The organism is Paenibacillus ottowii, assembly GCF_006874425.1.
Lineage (GTDB): Bacteria > Bacillota > Bacilli > Paenibacillales > Paenibacillaceae > Paenibacillus > Paenibacillus ottowii.
Window position 1 is genome coordinate 25,700 of sequence record NZ_VIJZ01000001.1, and the last position, 15,574, is coordinate 41,273.

At 47.6% G+C, this 15,574-nt stretch carries 18 protein-coding genes; 11 read left to right on the top strand and 7 right to left on the bottom strand.

Going from position 1 to position 15,574, the window contains the following annotated elements:
- Positions 1–232 precede the first annotated feature (232 nt).
- From FKV70_RS00130 to FKV70_RS00150, 5 genes are all read right to left on the bottom strand, one after another.
- Positions 233–1,210, bottom strand: coding sequence for a FecCD family ABC transporter permease (locus FKV70_RS00130; protein WP_142611431.1), 978 nt, complete (start codon positions 1,208–1,210; stop codon positions 233–235).
- Positions 1,207–2,211, bottom strand: coding sequence for a FecCD family ABC transporter permease (locus FKV70_RS00135; protein ID WP_142611432.1), 1,005 nt, complete (start codon positions 2,209–2,211; stop codon positions 1,207–1,209). The genes FKV70_RS00130 and FKV70_RS00135 overlap by 4 nt, the downstream gene beginning before the upstream one ends.
- On the bottom strand, positions 2,208–3,188 hold the full coding sequence (locus FKV70_RS00140) for an ABC transporter substrate-binding protein (RefSeq protein ID WP_142611433.1): 981 nt from the start codon (positions 3,186–3,188) through the stop codon (positions 2,208–2,210). Before FKV70_RS00140 ends, FKV70_RS00135 begins: the two co-directional genes overlap by 4 nt.
- A gap of 209 nt (positions 3,189–3,397) precedes the next feature.
- A complete protein-coding gene (locus tag FKV70_RS00145; protein ID WP_142611434.1) occupies positions 3,398–4,126 on the bottom strand; it encodes a response regulator in 729 nt (242 codons plus the stop codon).
- Complete coding sequence (locus FKV70_RS00150; RefSeq protein WP_142611435.1) at positions 4,119–5,795, bottom strand: ATP-binding protein; 1,677 nt, start codon at positions 5,793–5,795, stop codon at positions 4,119–4,121. The genes FKV70_RS00145 and FKV70_RS00150 overlap by 8 nt, the downstream gene beginning before the upstream one ends.
- A gap of 160 nt (positions 5,796–5,955) precedes the next feature.
- Here FKV70_RS00150 and FKV70_RS00155 point away from each other — a divergent pair, with 160 nt between their 5' ends.
- Both FKV70_RS00155 and FKV70_RS00160 read left to right on the top strand, forming a co-directional pair.
- Complete coding sequence (locus FKV70_RS00155) at positions 5,956–6,249, top strand: putative quinol monooxygenase (protein ID WP_025676829.1); 294 nt, start codon at positions 5,956–5,958, stop codon at positions 6,247–6,249.
- 45 nt (positions 6,250–6,294) lie between these two features.
- Positions 6,295–7,119: an aldo/keto reductase gene (locus tag FKV70_RS00160; protein ID WP_142611436.1), complete on the top strand. Its 825-nt coding sequence runs from the start codon at positions 6,295–6,297 to the stop codon at positions 7,117–7,119.
- A gap of 91 nt (positions 7,120–7,210) precedes the next feature.
- Here FKV70_RS00160 and FKV70_RS00165 read toward each other — a convergent pair whose 3' ends face one another.
- Positions 7,211–7,864, bottom strand: coding sequence for an SdpI family protein (locus tag FKV70_RS00165; protein WP_142611437.1), 654 nt, complete (start codon positions 7,862–7,864; stop codon positions 7,211–7,213).
- Complete coding sequence (locus FKV70_RS00170) at positions 7,861–8,172, bottom strand: autorepressor SdpR family transcription factor (protein WP_142611438.1); 312 nt, start codon at positions 8,170–8,172, stop codon at positions 7,861–7,863. The genes FKV70_RS00165 and FKV70_RS00170 overlap by 4 nt, the downstream gene beginning before the upstream one ends.
- A gap of 213 nt (positions 8,173–8,385) precedes the next feature.
- On the opposite strand from FKV70_RS00170, the gene FKV70_RS00175 reads away from it, so the two are divergent.
- The 9 genes from FKV70_RS00175 (at position 8,386) to FKV70_RS00210 (ending at position 15,375) form a co-directional block, all read left to right on the top strand.
- Positions 8,386–8,997 (top strand): alpha/beta hydrolase, encoded by a 612-nt coding sequence (locus FKV70_RS00175; RefSeq protein ID WP_064795819.1) that lies wholly within the window; start codon positions 8,386–8,388, stop codon positions 8,995–8,997.
- 73 nt (positions 8,998–9,070) lie between these two features.
- The gene (gene tlp, locus FKV70_RS00180) at positions 9,071–9,295 is read left to right on the top strand and encodes a small acid-soluble spore protein Tlp (RefSeq protein WP_013369497.1); all 225 of its coding nucleotides are present in this window, start codon (positions 9,071–9,073) and stop codon (positions 9,293–9,295) included.
- A gap of 237 nt (positions 9,296–9,532) precedes the next feature.
- Entirely contained in the window at positions 9,533–10,825 is a 1,293-nt protein-coding gene (locus FKV70_RS00185; protein ID WP_142611439.1) for an ABC transporter substrate-binding protein, read from the top strand.
- Between the two features lie 27 nt (positions 10,826–10,852).
- Entirely contained in the window at positions 10,853–11,815 is a 963-nt protein-coding gene (locus tag FKV70_RS00190) for a carbohydrate ABC transporter permease (RefSeq protein ID WP_081276732.1), read from the top strand.
- Between the two features lie 3 nt (positions 11,816–11,818).
- A complete protein-coding gene (locus tag FKV70_RS00195; protein WP_142611440.1) occupies positions 11,819–12,658 on the top strand; it encodes a carbohydrate ABC transporter permease in 840 nt (279 codons plus the stop codon).
- A 209-nt stretch (positions 12,659–12,867) separates the two neighbouring features.
- Positions 12,868–14,154: a threonine ammonia-lyase IlvA gene (gene ilvA / locus FKV70_RS00200; protein WP_142611441.1), complete on the top strand. Its 1,287-nt coding sequence runs from the start codon at positions 12,868–12,870 to the stop codon at positions 14,152–14,154.
- An 80-nt stretch (positions 14,155–14,234) separates the two neighbouring features.
- The gene (locus tag FKV70_RS26840) at positions 14,235–14,360 is read left to right on the top strand and encodes a hypothetical protein (RefSeq protein ID WP_280115049.1); all 126 of its coding nucleotides are present in this window, start codon (positions 14,235–14,237) and stop codon (positions 14,358–14,360) included.
- Positions 14,357–14,551 (top strand): hypothetical protein, encoded by a 195-nt coding sequence (locus FKV70_RS00205; RefSeq protein WP_142611442.1) that lies wholly within the window; start codon positions 14,357–14,359, stop codon positions 14,549–14,551. The genes FKV70_RS26840 and FKV70_RS00205 overlap by 4 nt, the downstream gene beginning before the upstream one ends.
- Entirely contained in the window at positions 14,539–15,375 is an 837-nt protein-coding gene (locus tag FKV70_RS00210; RefSeq protein WP_142611443.1) for an IS3 family transposase, read from the top strand. Before FKV70_RS00205 ends, FKV70_RS00210 begins: the two co-directional genes overlap by 13 nt.
- Positions 15,376–15,574: the final 199 nt, after the last annotated feature.

Genomic DNA, 15,574 nt, shown 5'->3' on the forward strand with positions numbered 1-15,574 from the left:
ATATGAGAATATGGTACATAATGAATCTTCTCTACTTTAGCTTCGTTAAAACAAAACTCCGATATAAAACGGGAAAATAAACTTGTGTGTGAAGTGTGGCATATAGAAGTTACTGTAGGATGAGTCGTTTGAAAAGAAATGAATCAGCGGTTCGGTGTACAGATGGGAGGTAATCCAGCTAAAAGCTACAGTATAGTACAGCGGCGTTTAGCTGGATTGGAGAATTTGTCCTTTATGCGCTGCCTTTTTGCTTGCGCTCCCGCAGCAAGAGATACAGGAAATAGGGCGCGCCAATCACGGCTGTCACGATGCCAGCGGGAATTTCGAGCGGCGGCTTCAGTCCTCGTCCGAGCGCATCGGCAAGGACGAGAATCAAGGCACCGATCATGGCCGCGCCAGGCAGTAAATAGCGATGGCGATTGCCGAACAACCGCCGAGCGAGATGTGGAGCCAGCAGTCCTATAAAGCCGATGGACCCGATGGCAGCGACACAGGCAGCAGCTAAGGCTACGGATACGGCCAGCAATCCTGTACGCATACGCTTCACGCTAAGGCCTAAGCCAGCAGAGCTTTCCTCGTCCAGACTCATAATATCCAGCTTGCGCTGCAGCGTATAGGCGAGCGGCAGCAATACAACTAACCATGGCAAAAGTCCATATACTTCATCCCAGCCTTTGCCCCATAGACTTCCAGCTAGCCAAGTCAGCGTATCGCTGGCTTCGAGTGGATATTTGACCAGAATATAATCGGTTGCAGCCTGAAAAATAGCACCCACCGCCAGCCCGGTTAAGGCCAGCATGTTAGGACGCATGCCTCCCCTCATCGAAAGCTGTACAAGCAGTAGTGCAGCTACTCCGGCACCAATAAAGGCAGCGATCGGTAGCAGCGCCACGGGAGATGAGGGGAGCAGCACGATGACGAGAACCGCCGCAAAGCCGGCTCCCTTGGACACACCCACCACGTCCGGCGAAGCCAGAGGGTTGCGGATCATACCTTGCAGCAGCACACCAGCTACTGCGAGACCAGCACCAGCCATGACGGCCAGCAGGCCACGAGGCACTCGATAATGGTGAACGATGAACCAGGAAGAGGCATTTCGGTCAGTCAGCGCCGTGATCAGCTCCGAGGGTGTAATGTAGGTGCTACCCACGCCAATAGCAATAAAAGAAACACCCAACATAAGCACGAGTAAAATCCATAGCTTTTTCATCGTGAAGCCCTCCCGTTCTTGTGAGCCAGATATAAAAAGAAGGGCGCGCCCACCAGCGCAGTTACAATACCGACAGGCGATTCATAAGGGAAGGCAATAAACCGCCCAAGCACGTCTGCATATGTCAGCAGCAGAGCTCCGCAGATTGCAGACAAGGGGATGACCCGTTTGTAATTATCGCCTGTGAACACCTTGATGATATTCGGCACCATTAAGCCCACGAAGCCGATGGACCCGGCTACCGCTACAGCACAGCCTGCCAGCATAATAACTGAGGCTGAGGCCAATAAGCGGACAAGACGTACGTTTTGCCCCAGTCCCTGTGCCACTTCTGTACCGAGGCTAAGCACAGATAGCGAGGGGGCCAGCGCCAGTGCAAGGATCATACCCACGGCGAACCATGGCAGCACCAGCCGCGTATCGGCCCAGGTGGACCCGTCGATGGCTCCGGCGAGCCAATACAATACATCGGATATTTGCTCATTGAACACGAGCAGTCCCTGAGTGACAGAAGCCAGCAGCAGGTGTACAGCCATCCCTGCAAGGGCTAGCTTGACTGGCGTCATGCCTGCCGTTCCGGCCAATGCGTATACGAAGGAACCGCCTGCGATCGCTCCGGCAAAAGCAAAATAAATGCTGCCGGACGACCCGATATTCGGCAGCAGCACGACCGACAGGACGACAGCCAGCGAGGCGCCTGAGCTGACCCCAAACACCTGCGGCGAAGCCAGCGGGTTGCGTGTGATGGCCTGCATCAGCGCTCCGGCCACGGCAAGCCCGGCGCCGACGATCAGGCCAATGACGGCACGTGGCAGGCGTATCGTCAAGATAATGAGCTGATCCTTGGACGGATGCTCGGTGAACAGTGCAGTCAGCATGGTGGGGATGTCCATCCTGACTGGACCAATTGCTATGCTCAGCAGCAGTCCAGCAAGCAGAGCGGATAGAAGTGCAAAGAAGACCGGCTTATTTAGCCGGTCGCGTAAGGCTTGTCCGATCAACGGGAGCCGTCTCCTTTATTGTGCGCGGGATACAGAAGCGAAATCGCTTGCTCCAGTATTTTCTCGGCAGAGCCGAGTCCACGGTACCGGGTCCACAGTGCCCGGTTTACTTCGTAAATTTCCCCTTTTTTCACGGCCGTAATGTTTTGCCATAACGGATTTTGCTTCCATTCCGCAAGCAGCTTCTCATCGGCTTCCACCAAGAAGATCACATCGGGATCAGCTTGTGCAATTTGCTCCAGTGTCAGCTTGACTGTGGGTTCGCTTGTATTTTGAAGGGCGTTGTGGATACCTGCTTGCTCCAGCAGTTGTCCATCAAAAGATGATGCACCGTGAGCCGATAGTGAATCAGAACGGAACACCCCGAGCAATACGCTGCGGGACTCACCAGCTTGAACGCCTTTTTTCAGCTTGGCCATGGTAGCTTTATGTGCAGCTAGAATTTGCTCGCCTTTTTCCTTCTCACCCAACGCATCAGCGATAACACTGAAGGATGCCAGGTTTTGCTCATAAGAGGAATTGCGGCTCTTTAGAACAATGGTCGGAGCAATTTCGCTTAGTTCTTTATATATGCTTTTATGACGGTTCAGATCAGCAATAATCAAATCAGGCTTCAGGGAGCTGATCGTTTCCAGGTTCGGCTGTTTGCGTGTACCCACAGGTGTGAAGTCGATTTTTTTGCCAAGCAGTCCATCGATATCATCATCATTTTCCTGAGCAATGCCGACAGGTGTGATGCCCAGTTGAGTAGTGGCATCGACAAAAGAGAACTCCAGCGTTACGATTCTTTTGGGTTTACCTGTAACTTGGGTTTCTCCCATCTCATGTTTAATGATTCGAGTGTCGCCTGTGGCTTGAGGGGCTGCTGCGTTATTATTTTGTGACTGGCCCCCACATCCCGCCGTTATGACGGTCAGAAGTACCAGGATCACCGCAAGCAGCATGCCTGTGCGTAATGTCTGTTTCGGTGTTGCCATATGTTGTCCCCCGTTCCAAATATGCTTACCAGAGAAACTGATAATCATTATCAATTAACTAACTGTTGACCATTCTAGCAACCGGGAAGAGGGACGTAAATAATGTGATCATTTAAACCATTTTAGTCTATTAAGTGAATTAAGTTCATAAAAGTCACAAGCAACGAGGAGAGAGAAAGGGACACGCCTGGCAGCAGAATTGGGGGGGATTATGCATTTTCCTGCCGTCTGCGATAGATACGTTCCGGTCTGCCGACGGTTCCGTACATCTGATCGTGATGAGCGTCGCCACTTTCCACTAAATACTCCAGATACCTTCTGGCTGTAGATCGGCTCATACCTAGCTCAATTCCCACAGTCCCTGTAGTTACCTCACCTCGTCGATTCAGAAGCTCAAGCACCTTTTCGCAGGTTACTTTATCAATCCCTTTGGCCCATAGTTCTCCGGCCCCGTTACCTGCTAACCGACCAGTGCCTGCGCTTTGAAGCAGACGGTCAATTTCCGCTTGCTCCACCATGGATTGTTCCGCTTGCCATGTTGTGACTTGGCGTCGAAAACGGGCATATTCCTCTAAAGTCGCACGCAATCTCTCGAATACGAGCGGCTTTACGATAAAATCAAATACGCCTGCGCGTACCGCTTGTACCACCGTTTCAGCCTCCTTGGCGGCGGTCAGCATAATGACATCTGTCCCCGGATAGTGATGTTTGATGAACGAAAGCAGGGTTAGACCATTCGTATCGGGAAAATAAACGTCCAGCACAGCTAAAGACGGTCGTAATACATCCAGTTGAAGCTTTGCCTCAAATTCGTTCGTTGCTATTGCACATACGGTGAACCCGTCCACCTTTTCAATAAATCGTCGGTTTATCTCCGCAATTCGCGGATCATCTTCAATAATAAGAACCTCAATGTCCGATAATACCTGCTCATTCATGGACGTAACCTCCTGTTGCATTATTGCTTCTCGTGTCTGTCCTATTTAAAGGAATGTGTACTTCAAAAATGCTACCCCCACCAGGCCGTTCCTGTATTTTTATGGAGCCACTCATTCGTTCGGTGTACTCCTGCACGAGAGCAAGGCCATATCCGTGTCCTGCCTCTGCTTTGGTTGATGCGCCCTTAACGAACAGTTTTTCCTGGATATCTTCCGAAATACCCGCACCATTATCCGCAACTTGGACGATGATGGCTTCAGTCATTTCTTCAAGCCGGAACCAGACTTGTCCGTCAGATTTGGAGCCTGTTATAACAGCTTCCATGGCATTATCCAGCAGGTTTCCGGCGATGGTAGCAAGGAGCGACCACTCCAACGTAGCAGACGGAGTTGAAAATGCTCCCTTAATATATGAATGGAGTACAACCCCTTGTTCCAACGCCTGTTTTTTCTTGCTGATCAGCAGGCTGGCGATGATGGAATCGGCTGAAAGAGAAGAGGAAACGGAACGATGCATACGATAATCCTCCGACTCTTGAGTAATAAAGTCCACGGCTTCGTCATAACACTCCAACTGAATCAGCCCGGATATGAGATACAGCCGATTGGTATATTCGTGTGTTTGTGATCGCAGCACATCCGCATAATCCTTGACCTCCGTCAACTGCCGTGTCATGCGAAGCAGCTCTGTTTTGTCGCGCAGACTGGCAACGGTGCCCAACCTTCGTCCGAATCGATCCTTGATCGGTACACGGCTGACGACTACGACTCGTTGTTGGATCTCAATTTCCTCATTGAGTACGTTCTGTTCCTGATCAGGCTTCTTGCTTGGATTTTCCTCGATAATATCTGCAATAAGTATATCTGCCAGTTGATCTGCGGTATCCGCCAAGTGACGAAGCTCGTATCCATAGAGGCTGGTTTCCGGGGGGAGGCCCAGCAAACGGACGGCTTGTGGATTGGCAAGTGTGACTTGCCCATTGCTATTAACCGCGATAATCCCTTCGCCTATGGATTCGAGAATGGCTTGCTTTTCCTGATACAAACGTCCAATCTCCACCGGTTCCAGCCCATGCAGTTCGTGCCGTACCCGTCGTGCTATGACCAGACTTCCTACGATGCCGATCATCAATGCACCTACCATGAACCATAACCATGTATATGTGTATGTACGAATATTTTGCACGACATCTGTCATCAAGAAACCTACAGAAACAAGCCCGATGGCTCGGCCTTGTTTATCATAGACTGCGGTTTTAGCTCGCAGTGACGGTCCGAGAGAGCCGGTAGACTGTGTTATAGAGGGCTGCCCTTGCAGCACCTTATTATTTAGCGGGTCCATCATAGGCTGTCCGATTCTTTCCGGGTTAACATGCCATTGACGAATAAGATGACGATCTGCAATCGTAATAAAATCAGAACCGCTACTGGCTTGGACGGGCTTCACTACCTCGTTGATCCGCGCACGTAATTGCGTTGTGTCCGTCTGTTCTAGAGCTTCCCTGACCTGTGCATCTACCGCAAGCGTATTGGCCACGGTTAGCGCCCTTTTCCCAATCTCTTCGTACAAGGCGGAGGTAATCATATAGCGCAAGGATAATCCCAACAGTCCGGTGACGACCAGCACTAAAAGGGATATGAAAACCATTAATTTTGTCTGAAAACGCACATGCCTTCACCGCCATTAAACAAAATATAGGAGCAGCGGATCAGCCGATCAACTCCCCAATACCATTCATTTTACTGTATTCCAGAAACAGCCGCACTTTTAATCTATCGAAAGAATGGTCTATAATAGAATAGTTACATAATGTGAGGAGGAAAATATTGTGATTATTATTCATGCTGATATGAAGGTTTTACCTGAAAAAAGAGAGGCTTTTCTACAACAAACCCAAGGATTGATCAGCGCATCACAAGCTGAAGAGGGCAATGTACGCTATACGTTAATGCAGGATCTGAATGATCCCAATGCATTTACGATGGTGGAAGAGTGGAAGGATGCTGCTGCTGTAGATTTCCATAACAATTCTGCCCATTTCCAGGCATTTGTTGCTGCAGCGAAAGAACTGTTGGCTGCTCCGCTTGAAGTGAATGCTTTTCAGGATGCGACTAAACTGTAATCATCCTGTTGGATCATTTATAACTAGGAATAGGAGGAGATAGACATGGGGAACATTGCGGATACAGCTTTACTAAATAACGGAGTTCAGATGCCTTGGCTTGGTTTTGGTACGTACAAGGCGGAAGGTAATGAGGTCTACGAAGCAGTCAAAACAGCCATTGAGGTCGGTTACCGTCACATTGATACGGCGGCGATCTACGGCAATGAGGAACTGGTCGGACAAGCCATTCGTGATAGTGGAGCGGCCAGAGAAAATCTGTTTGTGACCACTAAGCTTTGGAATCAAGATCAGGGCTACGATTCAACACTGCGTGCCTTCGAAGAAAGCCGCAAACGGCTGGGTCTGGACATTATTGATCTGTATCTCATTCATTGGCCTGGCAAGGACAAGTACAAGGAAACTTGGAAGGCATTCGAGCGGCTGTATGAAGAAGGAAGCGTACGCGCAATTGGAGTAAGCAACTTCCAAATCCACCATCTCGAAGACCTCCTTAAAGACAGCAACACTGTGCCTGTCATCAATCAGGTAGAGCTTCACCCGCGTCTGACACAGCAAGAGTTGCATCAATACTGCCGGGAGCACCAGATTCAACTTGAGTCGTGGAGTCCATTGATGAAGGGGAAATTAACCGAGCAGGCAGATATCGTTGAGATTGCTGCCAAATACGGCAAAACGACTTCTCAGGTTATTTTGCGTTGGCATCTGGATCGGGGGATTGTAACGATTCCCAAATCGGTAACCGCGCATCGTATCCGCGAAAATGCCGATTTGTTCGATTTTGAACTGACGGCTGAGGATATTGACCGAATCAATGGTCTTCATCTGGATGAACGTGTAGGCACCCATCCCGATAAACTGTTGTTTTAAATAAATATTCACTTGTACAAAGAACCTCCCATCCTGCGTTTACTGCGGTTTGGGAGGTTCCTTCTTTAGGTTCAGATATAGCTTTGTCTAATTATTTGTTTAGCTTACGATACAACAAGAAAGAATAGAGCACAGGAGAGGCAACGGATATGATCAGTACGGTTAGGAAAATGACTACTCCCGCCATTCCACCGACCCATGCCGCCACCAATGCTGAAGCACCGCCAAGCATCATCATAGGACCACCGAAACGGTGCGTTTTACGCCATACCTCAGGATTAGACAGAGTCCACGGCGTGCGGATACCGAAGGTATAGTTCGGCTGTACCTGAGTCATATAATTCCCCATCACCATTAGCATCAGGCCGATTAACCCTAAAATTATAGCATTCATTTTCAGTTGTATATTCAGGTTGTACAGCAGCATTCCCCATCCAGCTACAGCGAGAACCACAGAAACACCTGCGCGCGTAACTTCATAGGCTTTTGAAAATTTCTCATAATTAGCTCTGTTGGGGTCCATGTGGCGTGCCAATCGAATGACCAGCGGGACCAGACCCAATAGCACGAGCATGATCATAGCACCACTTTTGCTCATGTACCTGTCTGCTGTATTGTTAAAGCTAAAATGCGAGGCAAGAACATCGGGAAGACGGTCGTACAGCAGTATAGCGCCTATGGCGGGTGATAAGGCAATCAAAGTTGTCAAAAGATCCATCAAGCTCCAAGGTGTTCGCAATTTCATTCAGATTCCTCCGCATCCTTAATAGGTTTCCCACTTTTCTTCGCAGGGGGATCGGGTTGGGCGATACTAAACATCCAACCGATCACATCCGCTACAACCGTTGTATGCAGGGTGTAGATAATGTTTTGCCCCTGTCGTTCATCCAGCACCAGCCCTGCCTGCTTCAAGATATTGAGATGGTGGGAGATGCTGGGTTTGCTAATTTGAAAATGTTCAGCTACTTCGCCCGCGCTCATGCTTTTTTCCTTTAAAAGCTGCAAGATTGTACGCCGGGTCGGATCAGCCAAAGCTTTAAAGGCATCATTCAAAATACATTTCCTCCTTTAGATATTTAGATAATATTCTAAATATCTAACACCATAGTAAAATAGAGCTATACTACATGTCAATGGATCAAGACATCATTTTAGAAAAAATGAACGAGGTCAATTATGTTTGTATAAAGCAATGAAATGGGCTATAATCAAATTATACAAAAAATAAGATTCTTAATTTAAAGTTAATTGGAGGAGGGAATAGATATGAAACACGTCTTTCGGAAAGGAAATGATCCGCAAGCCCCGGTTATTTTGCTGTTGCATGGTACCGGCGGGAATGAACAAGATTTGCTACCCTTGGCTGATATGGTAGCACCGGGAGCGTCTGTGCTCGGCGTGAGAGGGAATGTATTGGAAAATGGGATGCCGCGCTTCTTTCGCCGTTTGGCAGAGGGGGTGTTCGACATTGAGGATCTCGTATTTCGTACCAAAGAACTAAGCGAATTTGTGGATTCAGCAGCAGAGCAATACGAGTTTGACCGTAACAATGTGGTGGCTCTGGGTTATTCCAATGGAGCGAACATAGCGGCTAGTATGCTCTTTCATGATGCGAAAGCGCTGCGTGGAGCCATTCTCCATCATGCCATGGTGCCATTGCGAGGGCTGCAACTGCCGAACTTGAACGGTGTCCCTGTATTTTTGTCTTCAGGTGAAAATGACCCGATTGTTCCAGCTGCGGAATCGCGGGAGCTGCAAGCTTTGCTGGAAGGGGCCGGGGCGCAGGTGGAAGCCTATTGGGAACGCAATGGTCATCAATTGACCCGTACGGAAGCCGAAGCAGCCGGCCAGTGGTTTAGAAAGCATTTTAATGTATAAAACAACTCGATAACGATCAAGCTACGGTTTAGCGCTCTAGTGAGCGATTCTAAGATTAGGAGGCGTCAAACCGATGGCAAAACCGGATAATCGAGCAGATAATGTAGAGCATTTGCAACAAAATATTCAGAATACATTGCAGAATCTTCATGAGGCCGAAGGATACCTAAATGAATTCTCCTCTGAAATCAGCAATGAGGAGCGTAAGCAAATCGAAGAAAAAAATAATCGTCGTAAACAAAGTATTAGATCATTTCGCGAAGAAGTGAAAGACGAAGCAGCACATTCGCAAGAATAGTTAAAAGCAGCGCGGCCCGACTCCGAGTTTCATGGGAGTCGGGTCGTTTTTTTATACAGAAATGATCATAACCCCACTCAATTTATTTTCCCCCTATAATGCATTAAGGTCTGTTTTACACAAAATCGAATTTTTTTTGAATAATGTTGTTGTAAACTAATTTGTATTGATGTTAAATAATAAAAGAAAGCGCAATCATTTACGAATTAGGATTTCATCATGCGAAGGGGGAAGGATATGCTGCTGCGAAGAAAAAGCATGGCTGTGATGCTTATGGTGCTGGTTTTGATGGCTGGACTGCTGCAAGGCTGTTCTTTCAAGAACGATGAAAAAGATGGGCCGGGAACAGAACTTGTATTGTGGACATTCAATGAACTACATGAGAAGTTTTTTCTGCAAATGGCTGACCAATGGAACCAACAGCACCCTGATGAATTGATTAATTTGAAAGCGAATACATTTCCTTATGACAACCACCACAGCAAGCTTTCGATTGCGTTGCAATCAGGGGTTGGAGCGCCGGATATCGCGGATATCGAGGTGAACAAGATTGGTAATTTCCTCAAAGGAATACCGCAATTGGTCCCACTCAATTCGGTGATAGACCCTGAGCTCAAGAACATTGTGCCTTCCAGAGTGCAGATTTACGGCAAAGACGGTAAGTATTACGGCATTGACTTTCACGTTGGAGCCGAAGTGATGTATTACAACAAAGAGATTATGGATCAGGCGGGTGTAAACCCGGATTCCATCGTTACCTGGGCAGACTATGCTGCTGCTGGCAAGCAAGTGCTGGCAAAAACGGGCAAGCCGATGGCAACCTTGGAAACGAATGACCTGTGGAGCTACTGGCCGATGATCTCCCAGCAAAATTCGGACTTTCTGGATGAGAATGGCGAGTTGACGCTGGATAATGAAACCAATATTAAAACACTTGAGTTTCTCCAACAGATGATAAAAGACAAAATCGCTATTCCCGCACCAGGCGGCGGACATCATATGGAGGAATACTACGGGTTTATGAATAAGGGCGGGGCCGCTTCGGTGTGGATGCCGATGTGGTACATGGGACGTTTTACGGATTACATGCCTGACCTGAAAGGGAAGATCATCATTAGACCGATGCCGGCGTGGGAAAAAGGCGGCTATCGCTCAGCAGGTATGGGCGGCACCGGAACGGTAGTCACGAACCAATCCAAACACCAGGATTTGGCGATGCGTTTTCTAGCCTTTGCCAAGCTGTCCAAGCAAGGGAATGTGGAAATCTGGAAGCAGCTAGGTTTTGATCCCATCCGCAGTGAAGTGTGGACCATGCCGGAAGCGAAAGCCAAAAATAAATTTACGGATTATTTCGGAACGAATATCTTTGACACGCTGATCGAAGTCAAAGATGAGATCAATGCGGTGCATATCGGACCGAAAACGCCTGACATCGCCAGTGCTGTACGTAATAAAATACTTTACCGGACACTACAGAGTGGCGAAGATCCAGCTACGGTGCTGCATGAGCTGGCAGATGAACTGAGATAGACCCCAACAGGAAAGGGAGTGAGATTCATGGCAACGCCCGTTCATACGAACGCTAATGTAACGACAGGTCAGCCGCCACAACCTCAGCGTCCGACCAGAAGTCAATGGAGCCGATTTATTCATTCCAGTCGTACGGCACCGTATGTATTTGTCCTTCCATTTTTACTGTCCTTTGCACTGTTTTTTGCGTATCCGGTCATCTCGACGGTCATTATGAGCTTTCAGGAAGTCCTACCAGGGATCACAACTTACGTTGGCCTAGAAAATTATAAGGATTTAATGAATCCTACCTTTGGAAAAGCGATATTGAACAGCGTCCTGTATACGCTGCTCACACTGGTTGTGCTGATTCCTCTGCCACTGGTACTGGCGGTATTGCTGAATTCACCTAAAATGCCAGGCAGAGGGCTGTTTCGCTCCGTGATGTTTATACCCGCACTGACCTCAGTAGTGGTGGCAGGAACAATCTTCCGACTCATGTTCGGGGAATTGGATGGCTCGCTGATGAACTCCCTGTTAGGACTATTCGGCCTTGAGCCTTACAAATGGCTGATGAATGCGAACACCGGATTTTTAGCGTTGATCGTGCTGGCCCTGTGGAGATGGCTGGGTGTGAATATGCTGTACTACATGTCAGGGCTACAGAATATTCCTCCCGAGTTATATGAAGCAGCGCAGATTGATGGAGCCAGTCGCTTCGAATCATTTTGGCGGATTACGATTCCTATGCTGAAACCAGTGACGATTTACGTATTTACGATTAGTATTTATGCCGGATTGTCCATGTTCACCGAGAGCTATATGCTGTGGAACGGAAATAACTCCCCGAACGATATTGGGTTAACGATTGTTGGCTATCTCTATCGTCAGGGTCTGGAACAGAACAGCATGGGCTTTGGAGCGGCGGTGGGCATTGTATTGCTCGTATTTACATTGGTACTGAACCTGATCCAGCTCAAATTTTTTGGCATGTTTCGGAAGGAGGATTAAGCGATGGCTCAGAAACAAAAACGCCCGTTGTCTGCATTTCTCGTTGTCTTGTTCATTCTGTTTGCCGGGTTCGCCCTGTTTCCGCTATTTGCCGTGACGCTGGCCTCGTTCAAGCCATCAACGGAGCTGCTGCGCTACGGCTTGAATCTCAAGCTGGAGTGGGCCATCATGTCCTTGAAAAACTATGCGTTCATCTTTCAGGGGACGACGGATTATTTTCAATGGTATTGGAATAGCCTTGTCATTACCGTCTTGTTTACAGTGTTATGTCTGATATTGTCCGCGATGGTCGGGTACGGTCTGGAGATGTATCGTTTTAGACTAAAAAATGTGATTTTTACACTGGTACTGGTCGTGATGATGATTCCGGTAGAAATTATCATGCTGCCGCTCTACAAACTCATGATCGGCATGAAGCTGATCAATACGGTATGGGGTGTGATTTTGCCGTTTGTCGTCGCACCGATTCCGATCTTTTTCTTCCGTCAATATTTGAGCGGAGTACCTAAGGACTTTATGGATGCGGCACGGGTTGACGGCTGTTCGGAGTATGGTATTTTTGTGCGGATTATGATGCCTCTGATGGCGCCTGCTTTTGCGGCAATGGCCATTTTACAGGCTATGAATAGCTGGAATAACTTCCTGTGGCCGATGATTGTACTGCGTACCAACGACATGCTGACACTGCCGATCGGTCTGTCCAGTCTGCTGACGCCATATGGCAACAACTATGATGTCTTGATTGCCGGTTCGGTTCTGGCTATCTTGCCGATTCTCGTCGTGTTTCTGTTCTTCCAGCGTTACTTTATTGAAGGGATGACGGCAGGCGGGGTAAAAGGGTAACCATTACGGTGCTGAATGAGTCGATTGAATACAAAAAAATGTGTAAAGTCAGTGAAGACGGGCCGGGCATTGTCTCGGCCTGTTTTTTTATGGATTCAGTGATTTTCATTCTCATTTTCATGGCTATCAACTGCACAAGCTATAGGTAAACGTGGTATGATGTTTGAAAGATTTCAAATACAGAAATATAGGCGGAGCGTGGAGAAGCTATGGAACCAACAAAAACCCAGAAAACCGAACCGGCCACGGCATCAACCGTTGGCATGGAGGATATTGTACGGGCGCATCATATGCTGCGTGAGGTGATTGTTCGTACACCTTTACAGAGGGATGCCGTCCTATCGGCTAAATATAACTGTAATGTGTATCTGAAGCGAGAGGATCTCCAGGTTGTGCGGTCCTTTAAAATCCGTGGAGCTTACAACATGATTCGCAGCTTGACTCCTGAGCAAATGAAAAAAGGGATTGTGTGTGCGAGTGCGGGTAATCATGCACAAGGCGTGGCTTTTTCATGTAACGCGCTTGGCATCCACGGTAAAATTTTTATGCCGAGCACAACGCCCAATCAGAAGGTGAAGCAGGTACGTCGCTTTGGCGGAGACAGTGTAGAGGTCATTTTGACTGGGGATACGTTTGACGATGCTTATGACGAGGCCATGAAGGTATGCAGTGAGCAGGAAATGACCTTCATCCATCCATTCGATCAGCCGAAAATTATTGCAGGCAATGGTACGATTGCCATGGAAGTGATGGAAAGCCTGGATACACCTATGGACTATGTATTCGTAACGATTGGCGGCGGCGGTTTGGCGGCAGGCGTAGGTACGTATGTTAAAACGGTGAGTCCGACCACCAAAGTTATCGGCGTAGAACCCCTGGGCGCAGCATCAATGACAGAAGCAATGCGTTTGGACAAGGTTGTTACACTGGAACAAATCGACAAGTTCGTTGACGGAGCTGCGGTGAAGCGTGTGGGGCAGTTAACGTATGACATTTGTAAACATACCTTGGATGATATTGTGAAGGTACCGGAAGGCAAGGCATGTACAGCGATTCTGGAGCTGTATAATGAAAATGCGATTGTTGTAGAGCCTGCGGGCTCGCTGCCTGTAGCAGCACTTGATCTGTATCGTGAGCAGATTCAGGGCAAAACAGTGGTCTGCATCGTCAGTGGTGGTAATAACGACATTGATCGGATGCAGGAGATTAAGGAGCGCTCCCTGATTTACGAAGGGCTAAAGCATTATTTTATGGTGAATTTCCCGCAAAGAGCAGGGGCACTACGTGAGTTTCTTCAGGAAGTGCTTGGACCGAACGATGACATTACTAGGTTTGAGTATACGAAAAAGAATGATAAGGAAAACGGACCAGCACTTGTCGGCATAGAGTTGTTCCACAAGGAAGACTATTTTCCTTTAATTGAACGAATGAATCGCAAAGGGATTAACTATACGGAATTGAACAAAAATGAGAATCTGTTTAATATGCTAATCTAGCAAGGTGAAGTGCACCCCTTAGAATAGACATTGGAAAAACCCCCGGGTTTAGCCGATGAAATTCTAGGGGGTGTATTTTTATGGGACAAAAGTTTAAGACCTATTCAATTGCGCTGAAAAAAGAGGCGATTCGCCTTCACGTCGAAGAGAAATGGACATATCGCCGAATCACGGAGCCTTGGAGATTCAGGATGCAGATCGTGTGAAAAAGTGGATGAGGAAATATAGAGAGCAGGGAGAGTATGGACTACTAGATGGACGGGGACGTCGGAAGCAATATGTGAGTCAGGATCGGTATGTGCAAAACCTGAAACGGGAGAATGAGTTGCTAAAAAAGTGCTTAGTAGCCTGGAAGGAGGAAGCAAACAAGAGAGATATCAGATCATGGAAAAGGTAGCCATATACGGAGATATTCAGAAACTCTCCCACGTGTTTGGTGTGTCCCGAAGTGGGTATTACGCCTATTTAAAACGTAAACGAAAAGATCGCGATGCAAAGGCGAAGAAACAGGTGCTTCAAATTTATCAGCGATATGAAGGGAAATATGGCTATCGGCAGCTTCAGTTGTTCCTTTGGCAAGATCATGGGATTTGGATGAACCACAAGAAGGTGCTTCGTCTAATGCAAACGCTCGGTATTCAATCCCGAATTCGTCGCAAACGACGCTTCATAAGCTCGTATGCCCCTGCTCCGCGTGTAGCAGAGAACCGGCTGAAACGGAATTTCACTGCGGAAAAGCCTAATCAGAAATGGGTAACTGACATTACCCAGTATCGTGTTGGAGAGCGCTGGGTATATCTATCGGCAATTAAGGATCTGTTTAATAACGAGATCGTGGCTTACGAAATCGGCGAACGCAACGACAATGAACTCGTGCTCCGCACATTCAGCAAAGCGTTTGCTAAGCAGAAAGACGTGACCGGACTGATCGTTCACAGCGATCAGGGATTCCAGTACACGTCTCACGCTTACCAAGACATGCTACCCATGGTTGGCGCCCAAATCAGCATGTCTCGTCGAGGAAATTGTTATGACAATGCCTCGATGGAGAGTTTCTTCTCGCATCTCAAAACGGAAGGGCTCTACCCTTATCATATCCGAACAGTTACCGAAGCACAAAGCAAAATCGAGAAATATATTCGTTTTTATAACCGAAAACGGCCACAACGAAAACTAAAAAAACTGACGCCGATAGAGTACCGACGCCAGTTTGCCGCCTAGGGGCTTTTTTCAATGTCTACAAAATGGGGTCTTGACCAAGGAGCCTACGGGCTCTTTTTTTTGTATGTGCAATGTTATGCGTAGTTTATAAACTTCTTTTTATTTGAAATAAAGCGTTTACAAAATTGAAGTTTATAGGTTAATATATGTGTAACTTCATAAGCATAAACACTAATGCAATAAGCGTATCACCTGATTT